Here is a 16,025-nt window from a genome sequence, read left to right as displayed (position 1 = left end):
CCTTGACTCCAGGTTAAAATCATGATAAATTAAGCTTTGTTCACATTAAAATGTTCCCTGATAGCTCAGTTGGTAGAGCACTCGACTGTTAATCGAGTTGTCACAGGTTCGAGTCCTGTTCGGGGAGCCATTTTCTTGGAGAGATACCCAAGTGGCTATAAGGGGACCCTCTGCTAAGGGGTTAGACTGCGTAAGCGGTGCGAGGGTTCGAATCCCTCTCTCTCCGCCATAATTTCGAATTTGAAGACCGGCTGATGATCAGTCGGTCTTTTTGTTGTTCGCTGACAGAGGGAGAACAGGTTCGGGGAGGTCGGACCGTATGTGATATGATCCCGAATGCTGTCTGAATACTGTTGAATGTTGCGGCGTACTACAGAATACTATGTAATACTATATAATAGAAGGAAAATTTTTGAGCGCCTGCTTTTTTCATTTGCAGGAACGTGGGGAGGCGTGCGGGAGCATGCCGATTATCCCGGCTTGTCCCAATTGACCCTTTGTCAATTTGCTGTAACGGCGCTTTAAAGAGATAAATGTTATATTATTTGCGATNAAGTTTATATTACATAATAATAACATAATGCGTAATTAAAATTACCATATATTTTCGAATTTTCTTGGAATCCACTAAAATTTTAGTGACGGAAAAAAAGACATATGTTAATATAGGTAACATCATTACAGAAAAAGAAAGAAACGAATGAAAGAGAGCTGAGGGTTTACTAATGAACAACAGAAAAGGGGATGACAATGGAGTACTTCATTCAGCAGTTAATTAACGGGATCTCCGTCGGCAGCATTTATGCGCTGATTGCTCTGGGTTACACCATGGTATACGGGATCATTAAGCTGATCAACTTCGCACATGGGGATGTGTTCATGGTTGGTTCGTTTATTGGACTCTTCAGCGCCAATTTTTTGAGCGATGCGGGTCTCCCGCCAGTGCTGGTGCTGATTGTGTCGCTTGTGTTCTCGATGACGGTCAGTGCGCTCCTCGGTATTACAATTGAACGTTTCGCTTATAAGCCTCTCCGCAAGTCCACCCGGATTGCAGCCTTGATCACCGCTATCGGGGTATCCTTCCTGCTTGAGTATACCGGCGTACTGGTGCTTGGACCACAGGCCAAGGGATTCCCGGATATTCTCGCGAAAAAGCAGTTCAACCTGTTCGGCACAACCATTCAGGTGGAATCAAACCAGGTCATGATCCTCATTGTAACGATTATTCTTATGCTCCTCCTGCAGTATATTGTACGCTACACCAAGACTGGCAAAGCAATGCGCGCGGTATCCTTCGATATGGAAGCGGCCCGTCTGATGGGAATCAACGTTGACCGCACCATTTCGGCGACATTCGCGATCGGCTCTGCGCTTGCGGCGGCGGCCGGCGTTATTTTTGGAATGACATACAATTCCGTCGACCCGCTCATGGGCGTTATGCCCGGACTTAAGGCATTCGTAGCCGCGGTTCTTGGAGGCATCGGCAGCATTCCGGGCGCGCTTGTAGGCGGCCTGCTGCTGGGAACGGTCGAAACTGAAATTTCTTCGCTTGGATATTCATCATGGCGCGATGGCGTAGCATTTGCCGTCCTGATCCTGATCCTTATCTTCAAACCATCCGGGCTGTTCGGCAAGAATGTCCGGGAGAAAGTGTAGGAGGGAAGCGGCGTGAAGAATATAAACAAAAAGTTCTGGTTGGGAGTTATTGTCTCGCTGGTTTTTTACGGGGTTGTACAGGTTCTTATAACAACGGGAATATTTAATGATGTTACTCGATCCATGTTCCTGCTCATCGGTGTCAATATCATGCTGGCGGTGTCTCTGAACCTGATTAACGGGATTACGGGACAGTTCTCCATAGGCCATGCCGGATTTATGTCGGTTGGCGCCTATACATCCGCTATTCTGACGCTGGACTATAATGTGCCGTTTGTTCTGGCGATTGTTGCCGGGGGGCTTCTTGCGGCTGTATTCGGTGTATTGATCGGCATGCCGACGCTGCGTCTGAATGGCGACTATCTGGCGATCGCTACGCTGGGCTTCGGCGAAATAATCCGGATTATTATGCTGAATACGGAGTATGTAGGCGGCGCTTCGGGTCTTAGCGGCATTCCGGCCAAGACGACCTGGACGGTAATCTTCTTCTTCACTCTAATAACGATTGTTCTGATCAATAATTTTATCCGGTCAACCCATGGCCGTGCCTGTCTCTCGATCCGCGAGAACGAAATCGCGGCGGAAGCGATGGGTATCAACACAACACTCTACAAGGTTATCGCCTTTACGATCGGCGCTCTGTTCGCCGGCATGGCAGGAGGACTGTCCGCGCATACGTTCTATGTCATTACGCCGGGCAGCTTCAACTTCCTTAAATCCTTTGAAATTCTCGTTATGGTCGTTCTCGGCGGACTCGGCAGCACAGCTGGTGCAATCGTGGGCGCGGTCTTCGTAACGCTGCTGTACACGTATCTGCGCGATTTCCCTGAATGGCGCATGATTATCTATTCCATCGTGCTGATTCTGATGATGATTTTCCGTCCTGGCGGTCTGTTGGGCAGCACCGGATTCTCGCTCAAAAAGTTTGGCAAAAAGGGGGCGAAGGTAAGTGGCGACGTCAACAGCAGTGCTTCTTGATGTTCAGAGTGCGAGCCGTTCCTTCGGTGGTCTGAAGGCGCTCAGCGAAGTTTCTCTTCATATTAATAAGGGCGAACTGATCGGATTGATCGGCCCGAACGGTGCCGGGAAGACGACGCTGTTCAACCTTCTGACAGGCGTGTACCCTCCTTCGACGGGCAAGATTATTCTTGCGGGCGAATCTGTCGGAGGGATGAAGCCTTATAAGATCAATCACAAAGGGGCTGCACGTACCTTTCAGAATATTCGTCTGTTCACGGCGATGACGGTGTTGGATAATGTCAAAATCGCATTCCACCAGCATGCCAAGCATTCCATGTTCACTTCCATGCTGCGTCTTCCGAAGCATTTCAAGGGCGAGGGAGAAATCACGCAGAAGGCGCTCGACATTCTGAAGATATTTAATCTTGCCGATCATGCGAACGAACTGGCGGGCAATATGAGCTATGGCAATCAGCGCCGTCTGGAGATCGCACGCGCTCTGGCGGCCGGTCCGAAGCTTCTTCTCCTCGACGAGCCTGCGGCCGGCATGAATCCGAACGAGACCCGTGATCTGATGAATCTGATCGCCTGGATTCGCAAGGAATTTGATCTGACCATACTGCTGATCGAGCATGATATGTCGCTGGTTATGGGGGTATGCGACCGTATTTACGTGCTGGACCGCGGGATGCTGATCGCCGACGGAACGCCTGTCGAAATCCGGAGCAATTCCAAAGTTATCGAAGCGTATTTGGGACAGGAGGCGTAAAGGCATGCTGACAGTTAAAGGGATCGACGTATACTACGGAGCCATCCACGCCTTGAAGGATTTGAGCATCACCGTTAATCAGGGAGAGATTGTAACGCTGATCGGAGCGAATGGAGCGGGCAAGTCGACGCTGCTCAAGACGCTTTCCGGTCTGCTTAAACCTAAAACAGGCAGCATCGAGTTTCTGGGCAAATCCATTACGAACCAGAGCGTTCAGTCGATCGTCAAGCAGGGGCTTATCCACTGTCCCGAAGGGCGGCGGGTGTTCGCCAATATGTCGGTAGAGGAGAACCTTGAGCTTGGCGCCTATCTGCAGAACTCCAGCAGCCTGGCTGCGGATTTCGAGAAGGTCTACAGCACGTTCCCGCGTCTTCATGAGCGTAAGAAGCAGCAAGCCGGAACGCTCTCCGGCGGCGAACAGCAGATGCTGGCAATGGGCCGTGCCATTATGGGACATCCGAAGCTCCTCTTGCTGGATGAACCGTCCATGGGCCTTGCTCCGCTGCTCGTTCAGGATATTTTCAAAATAATCCAGGAAGTGAACGCGGCAGGCACAACCGTGCTGCTGGTCGAGCAGAATGCCCATCAGGCGCTTAAAATCGCTCACCGGGCCTATGTTCTGGAGACCGGAAGAGTCGTTCTGGAAGGAGACGCCTCGGAACTGGCGGATTCCGAAGAGATCAAAATGGCTTACCTCGGGCACTAACGAGGGGGCCGCAAGTCTAGGGGCATCACAGAAATAACATATAAAAATCAAAAATTCTGGGAGGCTTGGAGAACAATGAAAAAATTTGGGGCCATCATTTTGTCGACCGTATTGACCGCGGTACTCGCGGCAGGCTGCGGCAGCAACAACACGGAGAGCAGCGGGAATTCCGGTGGAAGCAGCAATTCTAGCGGCGATACGATCAAAATCGGAGCCGATCTCGAGCTCACCGGAGGCCAGGCTTCCTTTGGCGACTCCGCATCGAAGGGCGCTAAGCTGGCCGTACAGCAGATCAACGATGCCGGCGGCATCAATGGCAAGAAGCTGGAGCTGGTAGTAGCGGATAACGCCTCGAAATCGGAGGAAGCTACACAGGCAGCCCAGAAGCTGATCTCCAATGACAAAGTTGTTGCGATCATTGGCGCATCGACTTCGACGAACACGCTCGGTATTGTTCCGGTCGCAACCGAGAAGCAGATTCCTCTGGTAGCTGTTGGCGCGACCAACCCGAAAGTAACCGTTGACGAGCGCACCAAGAAGACCAATGATTGGGTATTCCGTACTGCCTTCATCGATCCGTTCCAAGGCCAGGTTATGGCGAACTTCGCAACCAACAACCTGAAAGCCAAGACGGCCGTTATCTACACTGACACATCCAGTGACTATTCCAAAGGTCTGCAGCAGTTCTTCGAAGAAACCTTCATCAAGAACGGCGGCCAGATTCTGAGCAAAGAATCTTATCAGCAGAAAGACTCCGACTTCAAAGCGGTATTGACTCGTATCAAGCAATCCAATCCGGACGTTATTTACCTGCCGGGTTACTATGAAGAAGTAGGCAAAATTATCAAACAGGCTCGTGAAATGGGCATTACGGCTCCGTTCCTGGGCGGCGACGGCTGGGATTCCCCGCAGCTGGCTGAAATCGCAGGCGCAGCAGCTCTCGAAAATACTTACATGTCCAACCACTACTCGCCTGAAGACACTTCCGAAGAAGTAAAAACCTTCGTTGATGCCTACAAAGCGGCTAACGGCGGTGCGGTACCGGATGGCATGGCAGCTCTCGGCTATGACGCTCTGAAGCTTGTTGCCGACGCTATTTCCCGTGCGGGCGAAGCCGACCCGGCCAAGATCAAGGACGCCCTGGCGGCAACCAAGGATCTGCAGCTGGCAACTGGCAAAGTTACGCTGAATGAATCGCATGACCCGGTTAAAGCGGCTGTCGTTCTGAAATTCGTTGGCGGCAAGCAAACGTTCGAAACCAAGGTTAATCCGTAAGCAATATCGCTATCACCAAGTATGATCTGTCTGACCGGGATGCCGCTCCATCATTGATGGGGCGGCTATTCCCATCTATCCTGCCATTTCTCATTACAAGGAGGAGAAGCCTGATGATTATCGGAGTGCCGAAGGAAATCAAGAACAACGAGAATCGGGTCGGAATTACCCCTGCCGGAGTGGAAGCGCTGGTCAAGTCGGGGCATACGGTGCTGATCGAGGCATCGGCGGGAGCCGGCAGCGGGTTTGCTGATGCTGAATACCGGGATAAGGGAGCTGAGCTGCTACCGGAAGCCTCTGAGGTCTGGGCGAAGGCAGATATGGTCATCAAGGTGAAGGAGCCTTTACCGGATGAATACGGTTATTTCCGGCGCGGACTGATTCTGTTCACGTATTTGCATCTTGCTCCCGAGGCGAGTCTGACGAAGGCGCTGGTGGACAGCGGGATTGTGGCGGTTGGTTATGAGACGATCCAGCTGGAGGATGGTTCGCTGCCGCTGCTCACGCCAATGAGTGAGGTGGCGGGGCGAATGGCGGTGCAGATCGGGGCGCAGTTTCTGGAGAAGCCGCGTGGCGGCAAGGGCATACTGATGGGAGGCGTTCCGGGAGTGAGCCCAGCCGAGGTTGTCATTCTTGGTGGCGGAATTGTCGGCACAAATGCGGCCAAGGTAGCCATTGGAATGGGAGCACAAGTGACCGTACTGGATTTGAACGCGAACCGTCTGCGGGTTCTGGACGACATGTTCGGCGGCAGGCTGATCACCGTCATGTCCGATTCCTATCATGTCGAGCAGGCGGTGCGCAAGGCTGATCTGCTGATCGGAGCCGTACTGATTCCAGGCGCCAGAGCGCCGAAAATAGTGAAGGAATATATGGTGCAGCAGATGGCCGAGGGATCGGTTATCGTCGATGTTGCCATTGATCAGGGAGGATCAATCGAGACGGTTGACCGGATCACCACCCACGAGAATCCAACCTATGTCCGTCACGGGGTGGTCCATTATGCGGTGGCCAACATGCCGGGAGCGGTTGCGCGCACATCAACGCTGGCGCTGACGAATGTAACGATTCCGTATGCGCTGCAGATTGCGAATCTGGGCATAGCCGAGGCTGCCTCCCGGATCGCCGCTATTGCCTTGGGGATCAATGTAGCAGCCGGACAGGTCACGAACCGGGCGGTGGCAGAAAGTCTTGGATACGAATACCGGGACGGATTGGATGCGCTGAAAGGATAACAAGCTTAATAGACGGACCAGGCGTCGAACCGTCGGAATAGCCCTCTTTTTACCGAAAGTTCAGGGTGAATCTGCTGCCAGACGTCTTCAGAAGGCATCAGGACTTTTTCGAAAAAAATATAGCTTGTCAGATCATATGAAGTTTGATATACTCTTTTTGTTGTGGCCCGTTGGTCAAGGGGTTAAGACACCTCCCTTTCACGGAGGTAACAGGGGTTCGAATCCCCTACGGGTCATATTGTGCGGTAGTGGTGGAATGGCAGACACGCTATCTTGAGGGGGTAGTGGGCGTACGCTCGTGGAGGTTCGAGTCCTCTCTACCGCATTATAGCAACATTAGAGAAAAGTCCTTGATTCCGGTCAAGGGCTTTTTTGTGTACCACGAATTTGTATGTGAAAAAGAGTTCAAAGGGAACTTTTATTGAGCTACGAACCAATAACGTACAGATCGAGAGGAGGGATTAGCTCTATGAATGAGGAGGAATTGTCCGGATGGCTCCAAAAGCTGAGAGAAGGGGATAGCCAAGCTTTCATACAGGTTCATGAATTTATCAAAAGGCCGGTATACGGTACGGTCTGTCTGCTGGTCAAAACGCGAAACGATGCGGCTGATGTGACGAATGAGATCTATATGGAATTGTTCCGATCACTTCCCAAGTATGACGAGAGCAAGCCGTTCAAGGCCTGGCTCAACGGAATTATTGTCAGACAGTGCAGCAACTATAACCGCAAGCAGTGGAGAAAGAGCCGGGTGGAGGGCAGAGTAAGGGATTATACCGAAGGGACGGTATCGCCGGGCGCAGACCAGTTGGCAGTAAACCGGGAGCGCCGGGAAGAGCTGCTTCACTTGGTTACGCAGCTTCCCTATAAATTCCGGAGCGTTATTGTGCTGCGATACTTTCAGGAGTGTTCGTTTGAGGAGATCGGCGTAGCCTTGGGAATTCCGGTCGGCACGGCGAAATCCAGGCACTTCAAGGCGCTGGGTAAGCTGAGAAAGCTGGCGGGTGCAGATGGGCTCTCAACCATGAAGGAGGAATGGCAATGGGTATCGAAGATGAATTGAGTTTGGGTTTTAAAAAATATAACGAAAATGTTGTTGTGCCGGATAGCTTGGAACAAAGGCTGGAGCAAAGCTTTAGCAGCTTCTATCGCCGGAATTCGGAGAAAACTGCAAATTCAACCCATCATCATGTCTCTTTCCGATCGGCCCGTTTTGCCGCTGTCATGCTGTTCGGTCTCTTGCTGCTTGGCGGTACGGTATATGGTGCGCAGCGTCTGTGGTCGATCACCTATCCGACCGGGCAGCTGAATGTCGCCAAGGGTAATGAAGGCTCTGGCATAGCGGGAACTATCGGAGCGGCTGAATTACAGGATATTTTTCAACATGTACAGGATCAATTGAAGCTTGGGGAGTCGGCTTATGTTTATGTGCCCGGAACAGTGGACGGCGACCGGGTGTTTAAGGTGAACAAGGTCATTTCTTATCGTAATTATAGGAGCTGGGAATTTGTCACGACAAAAATCATCGGAGACATCCCCGTTCCGGGCGAGATGCCGGCAGGATTTCATTTTGTAAGTGGAACATCGGATAGTCTGCTTGGAATTCTGGATACCGCATCAGAGGCCAGATTTCGCTCTTTGCTTCATACAAGAGTGAATCAAGATCAACGTTACGCCTGGATCAAAAGCGATGAGGAACAGAACGAAGTGAGTAAGACGATTAGTCCGACGGTGGTTTATGGAGGTCCGTCCGGGGAAAAAATTGAAATTTCCTATTCTCCACTGCCTCTAACCGCTTGGGGCGGGAAGTCGGTTCTAACCTGGAACGTTCCGGATACGGCGAAAGTAGAGCAATGCCAGGTTCGTGGGGTTAATGCCGCATATGTTCAAATTCAAGATAAGGATATAACAAGCCCGGACCGGTACCACGCATCCTTGCAATGGATTGAGAAACAAGGCGAGGGGGAGATGAGCATCTTCTATTCAGTGGGCACTAATTCTCCCAAGGTGGGAAAAGAGGAGCTTCTCCAGGTCGCCAAAGCATTGAAGTGATGGGACATCATTATCTTATAGAAGCAGTTATTTCACGCAGGATCTGCCGGGGCGCTGATAATATCAGCCTCAAGAATGCGTTATTCCGCGCACACTCTTAGCGCCCTGGCATATTGCGGATACAGCGTATGGAGGCAGTTCGGACAGATATCATGGGTCAGCTCGGTGTGCAGCTGTTTTTTAAGATATTGTTCGATAGGGACCCAGGTCTGGCCCACTCGGATAGACTTGCAGGAAGCGCATATCGGCAAATAGCGTGCAGGGTAGCCAAAAGGGAGGGGAGTAGGCAGAACACCGGGACGAAGACGAGCCGCAGGCATGTAACGGTGAAACAGCAGAAGACTAGAGATCTCATAACGGCTTTCGGCAAATTGAGGGACTGCTTCGATCAGGAATGTCTTGGAGCCCTTTAGGAAGGGTGGTTTCGTGAAACGGGAACTAAAGGTAAGTCTCGCACCGTTATATATAGAGTTCAGACCGGATTGGAGCATGGATAGCTGGGCGGAAGGTAGCACCAATTCCCTCATCAGATCGAAATAATCGACGCCCTGCCAGATGAAGCTCCTGGAAAGGCCTGATAGAATGCCATAGGCTCTCCATTTGGCGTTAACCGCCAATATCACTCCATTTCGATTAAGAATCAGGGCTGCGTAACCCGGCGGGTCGGGTATTGTGGGAATGCTGGATGTGGACAACGGGATCGCTCCTAACAACAAATAATCCTGTAGAGAAATGAACGGAATGAACGACGGCTCATGGGTGGTGATTGTCCGGAGGGAGCTCCAGCAGTCTTTCAACCTGGATGCGGTATCGCCGCGTCAGACGTGTACCGTGAATCATATTGGACAGGCGGTAGGGCGGAATGTCGTGCAACTCGCAAAATTCCTGCTGGGTCAGCTTCTTCTCCGCAAGTCTCTGCTTAATAGCCCATCCGAAAGGGGTAATGGGACGTCGTCTGGACATTTCACTCACCTCGGCTCTTATGGATACCGTCAACCCTGTGATATAATGGGGAAAGGCTCTTGATTTGTCTATTATACACGTATTTACGTCATTTTCCAATATAAAAATAGCTTTATTACGTAATTTTTTCCTTATTTGTGGGGAAGGCGGTTTGCAAATGCAGTCGATTTATGAACGGATTGAATATTTGATTGATCAAAAAGGCATGACTAAAAAAGCATTCTGTGAGCAACTCGGCATCAGCACGGGAAACCTCGGTGACTGGAAAAGAGGCAAGTCGACGCCGGGAACCCATAAATTGATCGAGATCGGAGCATTCTTCGCTGTAAGTCTGGACTGGCTTATTCTGGGTCGTCCCTCTACAGATCCGGTAATTCGGGAAGAAGGGGAGGATTATTTTTTTGAGCTTAAGCGGCAATTCGATTGCCGATTGGATGAGCTTTTGCCGGAAGAGAAAGCCTTCATCGAGGAATATCTCGCCTTCACTGAGTACCGCAGAAGCAAACGTGTGAAGGATGAAGAACAATCTTAAGATTTCTGCTTTACATTTGTCTTACATAAGAGTATAATCATTTGTGTTGGTCTTAAAAAAGACTTTCACCGCGCGGTAGTGGTGGAATGGCAGACACGCTATCTTGAGGGGGTAGTGGGCGTACGCCCGTGGAGGTTCGAGTCCTCTCTACCGCATATATAAGTAACGGCTTCGCTGGATGACAGCGGGGCCGTTTCTTTTTTCAAACATTCCCGTCTCTTGGCGGAAACTTGTATTGGGGTCTGTAAAGCGTTATTCTATTAATACTGAGTTGTTTCATGGGAATAGACTACATATTGGATTGGTTTTGAAGTGAAAAATAAGGAGGCGCGATAAATGGGAAGAATCGCGAAAAATCTGACGGACCTGATTGGCAATACGCCGCTGCTGGAACTGACGAGCTTTGAGAAGGAAGGAGCAAAGGCCCGGGTTCTCGCCAAGCTGGAATATTTCAATCCGGCCGGAAGCGTGAAGGACCGCATCGGCTACGCTATGCTGAAGGATGCCGAGGATAAGGGACTCATCAACAAAGATACGGTGATCATCGAGCCTACCAGCGGCAATACCGGGATCGGGCTGGCTTTCGCGGCGGCGGCTCTCGGATACCGGCTCATTATTATTTTGCCGGAATCCTTCAGTTTGGAGCGCCGGAAGCTGCTGAAGCAGCTCGGAGCGGAGCTGGTGCTGACCCAGGCCTCCGAAGGCATGTCGGGTGCGATCCGCAAGGCCCAGGAGCTGTCCGCCGAAACGCCGAATTCCTTCATTCCCCAGCAATTCGAGAATCCGGCGAATCCGGATGTTCACCGCCGGACGACCGCTGAGGAAATCTGGAACGATTCCGATGGTACGGTAGACGTATTTGTAGCCGGCGTCGGTACCGGAGGTACGATTTCCGGAGTGGGGGAAGGGCTGAAGCAGCATAATCCGAACGTCCGCATCGTGGCGGTAGAACCGTCGGGATCGCCTGTGCTGTCTGGCGGACAGCGGGGACCGCATGCCATTCAGGGAATCGGAGCCGGGTTCGTCCCGGGGAACTTCAACCGCAGCGTAGTCGATGAAATCGTCACGGTCGGCAATGAAGACGCGATCCGTACAGCCCAGGAACTGGCCAGAACAGAAGGGCTTCTGGTCGGGATATCGTCGGGAGCGGCAGCGTTCGCAGCGCTTCAGCTTGCCAAGCGGGAAGAATACGCCGGGAAGACGATCGTCACTCTTCTTCCGGATACCGGCGAGCGGTATTTGTCCACCGATTTGTTCCCCGAGGAATAAGCTCGGCTGAGTGGATGTTTCATAAGAGAATAGCAAAGGCGGCCTCCCTAAGGAGACCGCCTTTTCGTCATTTGTCCAGCAAGGCTGCGATTTCGTCCTGAATGCTCTCCGGAGTTGTGGTCGGTGCGAATCGTTTCAGCACGCGGCCCTCGCGGTCCACGAGGAACTTGGTGAAGTTCCATTTAACCCGCTTGGAGCCAAGAGCCCCGGGCGCTTCCTTCGTCAAATGCTTGAACAAGGGATGCGCATTGTCGCCGTTAACGTCGATTTTTTCATACATGGGGAAGGTAACGCCGTAATTCAACTGGCAGAATTCTCCGATCTCATCGCTGTTTCCAGGCTCCTGAGACGCGAATTGGTTGCTTGGAAAGCCAAGAACTTCAAATCCGCGATCCTTGAATTTATCGTACACTTCCTGCAGGCCTTTGTACTGGGGAGTGAAGCCGCATTTGCTGGCCGTGTTCACAATCAGCAGCACTTTGCCTTCGTACTTGGACAAGGATTCCTCTTTACCCCGAAGCGTGTTGGCCTGATAATCGTAAATGCTCAACAGAAGGCCCTCCTTCATAATGATTTCTCACTATTTAATTGTACACTATATATTATCAGGGTCAATATCCTAATTTTTCTCGTTTCAAAGTCTTTGCGAAGTTTAATTAAAGATAGGGAGACGAACTTGAGATTAAGGGTCTTGGATGCTCAAGTTCGGTTTGTTCACTCCAAATTTGTTCAGGCAAAGGAGACGACTGCAATGAAAGCACTGTATACGGCCTCCGCGACGGTTCGCGGCGGGCGTGAAGGATCTTTCGAATCCTCCGACGGGGCCTTGAAGCATGACCTTAGCATGCCCAAAGAGCTGGGAGGCCCGGGCGGCTCCGGCACGAATCCCGAGCAGCTGTTCGCGGCAGGCTACGGCGCCTGTTACGAAAGCGCCCTGGCTAACGTGGCCCGCAAGGAGGGCGTGAAGCTGCAGGACGTGGAAGTCGTGTCGAACGTCTCGATCGGCAAGGACGAGAGCGACGGCGGATTCAAGCTGGCGGTTACGCTGGATGTGAAAATGTCCGGTGTGGACCATGCCAAGGCGGAAGAGCTGGCGAAGAAGGCGCATGATTTCTGTCCGTACTCCAAAGCGACGAGAGGCAATATCGAAGTTAAACTGAATGTCGTGGAAATGAGCAAGCAGTAACCTGTCGTTATTAAACGGTCCGTTCAGAACGGGCTCCAAGCTGAATGTCACGAATTGAATGTCTTGAATTGGTATCCCCGTTCTTTCTTCCGGGAAAGGGCGGGTATCTTTGCGTGCCGAAAGAAGGGGCTTCGGTTGACATCACTTGCAAAATTCTTTAAGATGTCTAAGTATCTGAAGCATCGGAAATACGCTTGGAATGAGCCAAAATTTAAGATAATAGGTGATGAACATGTCTTATAAACCCGTAATTGCGAATGTGACCAAAGCCGGCAGCAACGAAAAGGAAGGGCTGTACGAATTCATTCTCAAGCTCGCCGACGGAACAGAGTGCCGTGCTTTCTACCATCGTAATCCGGAATGGAGAATGACGAACATCAGCCGTCTGCTGAAGACGCCCTGTCCGGTATGCCGCAAGGACTTCATCTGCAAATGCATGGAAGCCTTCACAGGCGAATTGGAAGATCAGATGATTGGCGACAACTGGATCGAGAAGACGGTCGGCGAATAAGGCAAGGCAAGAACGTGAGGCGCGGGAGCAGTCCCGCGTTTTTTTGTTATTTCAGATGGCAGGCGTTCATCTTAGTTTGCCCGAAAATGGGGAATGATATGGTTCTAAGGAAGGGGGACGAACCATGACGGAACGAGAGTTCAGGCAGGATATGCAGATTGGGAACTCCGGGTTAAAAGCAGGCGACGAAGTTCCTCCGGCGGAGATTGCGCGTCTGGGGGAGGCCGGGAAGGAATCCATCGTGCTGATCGACGGCGTCTGTCATCTATGCCAGTGGACCGTTGCTTTTATCATCCCCCGCGACCCGGAGGGGAGGTTCCGTTTCGCGCCGCTGCAGAGCGATGTCGGGCGATATTTGCTGAAGCGGGGCGGGCTTGAGGAGGAACTGCTGGACACGGTCGTGCTGATCGAGCAAGGGCGTTATTACTCGCATTCCGCGGCGGCGCTCCGTATTCTGCGTCGTCTCCGGTTTCCGTGGCCTGCCGCCTATGCGCTGATTGCCGTCCCGGCACCGCTTCGGGACTGGCTGTACCGCTATGTGGCCCGGAACCGCTACCGCTGGTTCGGCCGGGACGACCGCTGTCTGATGCCCACTCCTGACATAAAGCGGCGATTTCTCTAAATCAGTCCAGGGAAGGAAAAATTCCGATTTTTAAATATTGCCGAGCTCCCCTTAATTATGCTAGTATAACTGTAAATTAAAGGAATCAGCAACGGAAGCACCGTTCATTGACCGTTTGACGCGGTTATTGACGGTGCTTTTTTGTGCTGTTTTGGACAAAAGGGGGAGTAAATATGGCCGCTGGCATTGTGTTCGCAGTGCGTGAGACCGAGTATATCGAACCGCTGCTGCACTACATCCAGCATAGCGAGTACGGCGAAATGCTGAAGGTGAAGGCATTCAGCCGAATGGAGGCATTCAAGGACTATATGAAAGGCGGAGAGTCGCCGGATGCCGTAGTAGGCGATCCTGAATTCATTGAGGCCTGGCTTGTGGAAGGGCGCTCGGAAGTACCTTGGGCGGTTCTGGACGAGAGCGGGAGCATGTCCGCTTTGAGGAACGGCAGCGCGGCTTACGGGAGAAGAATCGCCAAGTATCAGGCGCTGCCTTCCCTGCTGTCCGCCGTAATTCAGCTATGCGAGCTGAAACGGACCCGCAGGGGAGGACAGACCGATGGCGGTCCGCTTGTCATCGGGATCGTCTCGCCCAGCGGCAGCAGCGGCAAGACGACGGTGGCGATGAATATGGCGAAGCTGTTTGGAAGCCAGGGGCTGTCCGTGTTCTATCTTAACCTGGAGGCGGTGAACAGCAGCGGACTGTACCTGCGTCCTCCCGGAGGAGGCGGGCCGGGACTTGAGCGGCTGCTCTACGAAATTCAGGCTTCGCGCGAGCGGGAGAAGCCGGAGGAAATCGTGATCGCTCCGTATACGGTCAGATTGGATGCACTGCGCTGCGATACGTTCCGGCCTGTCGGCAACGTGAAGGAAATGCTGCAGATGAGCGCAAGCGACGCCAGAGAGCTAATTACCCGGCTGGCGGCGGGTGGAGGATATGATCTTGTCCTTATCGATACGGGAGGCATTGATGAAGACCGAACAAGGGGAGCAATGGCGTGCAGTGACCGGCTTGTATGTGTGATCCGGGACGATGAGGTCAGCGCTTATAAGCTGGGAAGATGGGCCTCTCATCTGGAGTCGATCCAGGATTCCCATCCGGAGGCGATAGCCGGTCTGCGGGAGCGCAGTATGATCGCGGTGAACTTCGTCAAGGATGAAGTCATACAGATTCGGCTTCCTGAAGGTGTGGAGCCGAATGCGGTCCTTCCCTATATCTCCTCCTGGAGCCTGCCTGGCATAGGGGAACTACTGCTCAATTCCCCTCCATTTCAGCAAGGAATTGCCGACTTGTGCCGGGCGATCACCGGGGCTCTGCAGGCGGAGGCGGTACTCTCGGCCGGAGTGAGGACATGAGCGGCGACCTGTTTCAAGCCCTCCGCAGCGACATCCGCACGGGGCTCGATGTAAGATCATCCGTTGGCAATGAAGAGCTGATTTCGCATATCGAGCGGACGATCTTTGGACGGGAGGAGTTGAAGTCGCTGACAGCGCATGAGAAGCATGCACTTGTCCGCCGGCTGTTCGATTCGTTTCGGGGGCTTGATGTATTGCAGCCGCTGGTGGACAATCCGGCCATCAGCGAGATTATGGTGAACAGTTACCGGGAAATTTTTGTCGAGGAGGAGGGGGAAATTCGCCGTCTGCCGGAAGGATTCGAATCGGCCGCGCGCCTGGAGGATATCATCCAGGTTATCGTCTCCGACGTCAACCGGGTCGTCAATGAGTCGTCCCCGATAGTGGATGCCCGCCTCCGTAACGGCTCACGGGTCAATGTCGTGCTTCCGCCTGTGGCACTGAAGGGACCGGCGATGACGATCCGCAAGTTCCCGGATGCTCCGATGATGATGGAAGAGCTGCTGCGGAGGGAGACGCTCGGGGAAGAGGCGGCAGAGCTGCTGCGGCTTCTGGTTGCGGCGAAGTACAACATCTTCATCAGCGGCGGCACGGGATCGGGCAAGACGACCTTTCTCAACGCCTTATCCCAGTTCATCCCGCCGGAGGAACGCGTCGTTACCATTGAGGATTCGGCGGAGCTGCAAATCGTAACGGTTCCGAACCTGGTGTCGCTGGAGACGCGCAATGCGAATACGGAAGGCAAAGGTGAGATTACGATCCGCGACTTGATCCGTTCTTCGCTTCGCATGCGCCCCAACCGGATCGTTGTCGGTGAGGTGCGGGGCGCGGAGGCGCTTGATATGCTGCAAGCGATGAATACCGGGCATGAAGGCAGTCTATCTATTAGAATGTGTAATTCATAAGCAGAATGTGTCTATACCACATTCTATAGGATAGG

17 protein-coding genes, 5 tRNA genes and 1 pseudogene are annotated in these 16,025 nt (G+C 52.4%); 20 read left to right on the top strand and 3 right to left on the bottom strand.

The window, feature by feature from the left end; translation table 11 throughout:
- The first annotated feature begins 54 nt into the window (after positions 1 to 54).
- From KIH86_RS23390 to KIH86_RS23335, 12 genes are all read left to right on the top strand, one after another.
- Positions 55 to 130, top strand: a tRNA-Asn gene (locus KIH86_RS23390).
- Between the two features lie 7 nt (positions 131 to 137).
- Positions 138 to 229 (top strand) — tRNA-Ser (locus tag KIH86_RS23385).
- Between the two features lie 521 nt (positions 230 to 750).
- Complete coding sequence (locus KIH86_RS23380; RefSeq protein ID WP_223085807.1) at positions 751 to 1,656, top strand: branched-chain amino acid ABC transporter permease; 906 nt, start codon at positions 751 to 753, stop codon at positions 1,654 to 1,656.
- A gap of 12 nt (positions 1,657 to 1,668) precedes the next feature.
- Positions 1,669 to 2,634 (top strand): branched-chain amino acid ABC transporter permease, encoded by a 966-nt coding sequence (locus tag KIH86_RS23375; protein ID WP_223085806.1) that lies wholly within the window; start codon positions 1,669 to 1,671, stop codon positions 2,632 to 2,634.
- On the top strand, positions 2,606 to 3,385 hold the full coding sequence (locus KIH86_RS23370; RefSeq protein ID WP_223085805.1) for an ABC transporter ATP-binding protein: 780 nt from the start codon (positions 2,606 to 2,608) through the stop codon (positions 3,383 to 3,385). The genes KIH86_RS23375 and KIH86_RS23370 overlap by 29 nt, the downstream gene beginning before the upstream one ends.
- Positions 3,386 to 3,389: 4 nt before the next feature.
- The gene (locus KIH86_RS23365) at positions 3,390 to 4,091 is read left to right on the top strand and encodes an ABC transporter ATP-binding protein (protein ID WP_223085804.1); all 702 of its coding nucleotides are present in this window, start codon (positions 3,390 to 3,392) and stop codon (positions 4,089 to 4,091) included.
- Positions 4,092 to 4,166: 75 nt separating this feature from the next.
- A complete protein-coding gene (locus KIH86_RS23360; RefSeq protein WP_223085803.1) occupies positions 4,167 to 5,366 on the top strand; it encodes an ABC transporter substrate-binding protein in 1,200 nt (399 codons plus the stop codon).
- A 113-nt stretch (positions 5,367 to 5,479) separates the two neighbouring features.
- Positions 5,480 to 6,601, top strand: coding sequence for an alanine dehydrogenase (gene ald / locus KIH86_RS23355; RefSeq protein ID WP_223085802.1), 1,122 nt, complete (start codon positions 5,480 to 5,482; stop codon positions 6,599 to 6,601).
- 164 nt (positions 6,602 to 6,765) lie between these two features.
- A tRNA-Glu gene (locus KIH86_RS23350) sits at positions 6,766 to 6,837 on the top strand.
- 6 nt (positions 6,838 to 6,843) lie between these two features.
- Positions 6,844 to 6,926 (top strand) — tRNA-Leu (locus tag KIH86_RS23345).
- 144 nt (positions 6,927 to 7,070) lie between these two features.
- On the top strand, positions 7,071 to 7,664 hold the full coding sequence (locus tag KIH86_RS23340) for a sigma-70 family RNA polymerase sigma factor (protein ID WP_223085801.1): 594 nt from the start codon (positions 7,071 to 7,073) through the stop codon (positions 7,662 to 7,664).
- Positions 7,643 to 8,653: a hypothetical protein gene (locus tag KIH86_RS23335; RefSeq protein ID WP_223085800.1), complete on the top strand. Its 1,011-nt coding sequence runs from the start codon at positions 7,643 to 7,645 to the stop codon at positions 8,651 to 8,653. Before KIH86_RS23340 ends, KIH86_RS23335 begins: the two co-directional genes overlap by 22 nt.
- An 80-nt stretch (positions 8,654 to 8,733) precedes the next feature.
- Here KIH86_RS23335 and KIH86_RS23330 read toward each other — a convergent pair whose 3' ends face one another.
- Together KIH86_RS23330 and KIH86_RS23325 are read right to left on the bottom strand one after the other, a co-directional pair.
- A complete protein-coding gene (locus KIH86_RS23330) occupies positions 8,734 to 9,348 on the bottom strand; it encodes a hypothetical protein (RefSeq protein WP_223085799.1) in 615 nt (204 codons plus the stop codon).
- 58 nt (positions 9,349 to 9,406) lie between these two features.
- Positions 9,407 to 9,616 (bottom strand): helix-turn-helix domain-containing protein, encoded by a 210-nt coding sequence (locus tag KIH86_RS23325; RefSeq protein ID WP_223085798.1) that lies wholly within the window; start codon positions 9,614 to 9,616, stop codon positions 9,407 to 9,409.
- Positions 9,617 to 9,773: 157 nt separating this feature from the next.
- On the opposite strand from KIH86_RS23325, the gene KIH86_RS23320 reads away from it, so the two are divergent.
- From KIH86_RS23320 to cysK, 3 genes are all read left to right on the top strand, one after another.
- Entirely contained in the window at positions 9,774 to 10,148 is a 375-nt protein-coding gene (locus KIH86_RS23320; RefSeq protein WP_223086083.1) for a helix-turn-helix domain-containing protein, read from the top strand.
- Positions 10,149 to 10,220: 72 nt separating this feature from the next.
- Positions 10,221 to 10,303, top strand: a tRNA-Leu gene (locus KIH86_RS23315).
- Between the two features lie 181 nt (positions 10,304 to 10,484).
- The gene (cysK, locus tag KIH86_RS23310) at positions 10,485 to 11,417 is read left to right on the top strand and encodes a cysteine synthase A (RefSeq protein WP_223085797.1); all 933 of its coding nucleotides are present in this window, start codon (positions 10,485 to 10,487) and stop codon (positions 11,415 to 11,417) included.
- A 67-nt stretch (positions 11,418 to 11,484) separates the two neighbouring features.
- Here the strand turns inward: cysK and KIH86_RS23305 are convergent, their stop codons facing one another.
- Positions 11,485 to 11,967, bottom strand: a complete 483-nt coding sequence (locus KIH86_RS23305; RefSeq protein WP_223085796.1) for a glutathione peroxidase — start codon at positions 11,965 to 11,967, stop codon at positions 11,485 to 11,487.
- Positions 11,968 to 12,168: 201 nt separating this feature from the next.
- Between KIH86_RS23305 and KIH86_RS23300 the strand changes: the two genes are divergently transcribed.
- From KIH86_RS23300 to KIH86_RS23280, 5 genes and pseudogenes are all read left to right on the top strand, one after another.
- Positions 12,169 to 12,603 carry an organic hydroperoxide resistance protein gene (locus tag KIH86_RS23300; protein ID WP_223085795.1) on the top strand — a complete coding sequence of 145 codons (435 nt, stop codon included), beginning with the start codon at positions 12,169 to 12,171 and terminating at the stop codon, positions 12,601 to 12,603.
- A gap of 232 nt (positions 12,604 to 12,835) precedes the next feature.
- The gene (locus KIH86_RS23295) at positions 12,836 to 13,114 is read left to right on the top strand and encodes a hypothetical protein (protein ID WP_223085794.1); all 279 of its coding nucleotides are present in this window, start codon (positions 12,836 to 12,838) and stop codon (positions 13,112 to 13,114) included.
- 124 nt (positions 13,115 to 13,238) lie between these two features.
- Positions 13,239 to 13,736, top strand: coding sequence for a thiol-disulfide oxidoreductase DCC family protein (locus KIH86_RS23290; RefSeq protein ID WP_235775562.1), 498 nt, complete (start codon positions 13,239 to 13,241; stop codon positions 13,734 to 13,736).
- 173 nt (positions 13,737 to 13,909) lie between these two features.
- Positions 13,910 to 15,085 carry a P-loop NTPase family protein gene (locus KIH86_RS23285; protein ID WP_223085793.1) on the top strand — a complete coding sequence of 392 codons (1,176 nt, stop codon included), beginning with the start codon at positions 13,910 to 13,912 and terminating at the stop codon, positions 15,083 to 15,085.
- A pseudogene (locus KIH86_RS23280) lies at positions 15,082 to 15,987 on the top strand (CpaF family protein); the annotation flags it as partial. The gene KIH86_RS23285 and the pseudogene KIH86_RS23280, both read left to right, overlap by 4 nt.
- Positions 15,988 to 16,025 lie beyond the last annotated feature (38 nt).

Source organism: Paenibacillus sinensis (genome assembly GCF_019904155.1).
Classification (GTDB): Bacteria; Bacillota; Bacilli; order Paenibacillales; family Paenibacillaceae; genus Paenibacillus_AQ; species Paenibacillus_AQ sinensis.
This window is presented reverse-complemented; position numbering and strand designations above follow the sequence as displayed.

Excerpts from the sequence above, each read along its gene's own strand:
- KIH86_RS23380 (WP_223085807.1), top strand. The coding sequence starts at position 751 with ATGGAGTACTTCATTCAGCAGTTAATTAACGGGATCTCCGTCGGCAGC.
- KIH86_RS23365 (WP_223085804.1), top strand. The coding sequence starts at position 3,390 with ATGCTGACAGTTAAAGGGATCGACGTATACTACGGAGCCATCCACGCC.
- KIH86_RS23360 (WP_223085803.1), top strand. The coding sequence starts at position 4,167 with ATGAAAAAATTTGGGGCCATCATTTTGTCGACCGTATTGACCGCGGTA.
- ald (WP_223085802.1), top strand. The coding sequence starts at position 5,480 with ATGATTATCGGAGTGCCGAAGGAAATCAAGAACAACGAGAATCGGGTC.
- KIH86_RS23340 (WP_223085801.1), top strand. The coding sequence starts at position 7,071 with ATGAATGAGGAGGAATTGTCCGGATGGCTCCAAAAGCTGAGAGAAGGG.
- KIH86_RS23335 (WP_223085800.1), top strand. The coding sequence starts at position 7,643 with ATGGGTATCGAAGATGAATTGAGTTTGGGTTTTAAAAAATATAACGAA.
- KIH86_RS23325 (WP_223085798.1), bottom strand. The coding sequence starts at position 9,616 with ATGTCCAGACGACGTCCCATTACCCCTTTCGGATGGGCTATTAAGCAG.
- KIH86_RS23320 (WP_223086083.1), top strand. The coding sequence starts at position 9,774 with ATGCAGTCGATTTATGAACGGATTGAATATTTGATTGATCAAAAAGGC.
- cysK (WP_223085797.1), top strand. The coding sequence starts at position 10,485 with ATGGGAAGAATCGCGAAAAATCTGACGGACCTGATTGGCAATACGCCG.
- KIH86_RS23300 (WP_223085795.1), top strand. The coding sequence starts at position 12,169 with ATGAAAGCACTGTATACGGCCTCCGCGACGGTTCGCGGCGGGCGTGAA.
- KIH86_RS23295 (WP_223085794.1), top strand. The coding sequence starts at position 12,836 with ATGTCTTATAAACCCGTAATTGCGAATGTGACCAAAGCCGGCAGCAAC.
- KIH86_RS23290 (WP_235775562.1), top strand. The coding sequence starts at position 13,239 with ATGACGGAACGAGAGTTCAGGCAGGATATGCAGATTGGGAACTCCGGG.
- KIH86_RS23285 (WP_223085793.1), top strand. The coding sequence starts at position 13,910 with ATGGCCGCTGGCATTGTGTTCGCAGTGCGTGAGACCGAGTATATCGAA.